Below are 1,149 nucleotides of genomic sequence, written 5' to 3'. Positions count from 1 at the left end.
TTCTGCCGAAGCCGCGGTGTCAAAAAATTGAAAACTTTCCTGATTCGGAATGGATAGTTTTCGGTTAATGTTCATCCTTAAACTTGCCGGCAACGGTCACATATATGAAATGTTGGGGCTGCGGTGTGCGTCTTTGTCTGCCGTTACAAATGTTGGTGCGGGGCAGATAATTTAACGTAAACACCAAACCCCCAATATTTTATATATGATGTTACCGCCAGTTATTGACTATTTTCCTTTTAATTTTTATTTAGCAGTTGTCATTTTCAACATTGCAGTTCCTTATTCCATTAATGCAGGTTTAATTTACTTCCTTGTAGTTCATTGTTTCATACTTTCAGTTTGCTATTACATTAATGTTGTTGTATGTTTCAAACTTGAAGATGCCTATTTCATCGTTGTTGTTTAAAATTTTCACTGTTTCAGGCTGACAATCCCAACATTAAGTTTTGTTTTTTAAACGTTCAATTGTTTCTTTCAACAATATAGTTTCAGATTTTAGTTCTACTGTATTTTTTTGTGAAAGATTAAGGAAATCTGGGTTTAGCCTTAAATTCTGTGTTTGGTTTGAATTACAACTTCAGAATCGAGTAGCATAATCACTTCTTACATATGGAATCACAAGACTTATTTGAACATCAATTATTTAGGGTGTTTCAATGCTATCCTTCCACAAAATTGGTAGTAGAACCATAGTAAATATATACTCAACAAGGTTAAGGTATATCCATAGCTAATTCATCAACCTTACTTATTAAATCATGAGCGTTAGGAAAATCATAATTAACTATTAAGAAACCTTGTAGTTTTTCAATTAACTCCCCATAGTTTTTTTGTATTCGCAATACTTCAAATTTATTATCTAAGGTAAAAATAAAATTAGGCATGTTTTCATTAAATTCGGTAATCCTGTTATTATTAATCAAATCAATAATAAAGAGTACGTAGTCATTACCAAAATAATGTACTCCTTTATAATTACAACCTATTTTATGCATAATCAAGTTTTTAGCGCATTAAGTTAACTGAATTCCTTTTTTTTATAATTGGCGGTAACGTACCTGTGTATGACCAGTGGCTTTTTTGCGGGCTGCGTCTTTATCTGCCGTTGCAAAATTTGATGCGGGGCAGAAGGATGACTATTTAGCT

Annotated in this window: 1 protein-coding gene; it reads right to left on the bottom strand. The window is 32.5% G+C overall.

The features are described from left to right. Positions 1 to 716 precede the first annotated feature (716 nt). The gene (locus B5X70_RS17780; protein ID WP_079559245.1) at positions 717 to 998 is read right to left on the bottom strand and encodes a hypothetical protein; all 282 of its coding nucleotides are present in this window, start codon (positions 996 to 998) and stop codon (positions 717 to 719) included. Between the last annotated feature and the right edge of the window lie 151 nt (positions 999 to 1,149).

Origin of the sequence: Alkalitalea saponilacus (assembly GCF_900168165.1) — a bacterium.
Classification (GTDB): domain Bacteria; phylum Bacteroidota; class Bacteroidia; order Bacteroidales; family Marinilabiliaceae; genus Natronoflexus; species Natronoflexus saponilacus.
Note: the sequence above shows the minus strand (reverse complement) of the source record. Positions and strands in the feature narration are given on the sequence as shown.

Bases quoted from the DNA above. Each gene is read 5' to 3' on its own strand.
- B5X70_RS17780 (WP_079559245.1), bottom strand. From the start codon at position 998: ATGCATAAAATAGGTTGTAATTATAAAGGAGTACATTATTTTGGTAAT.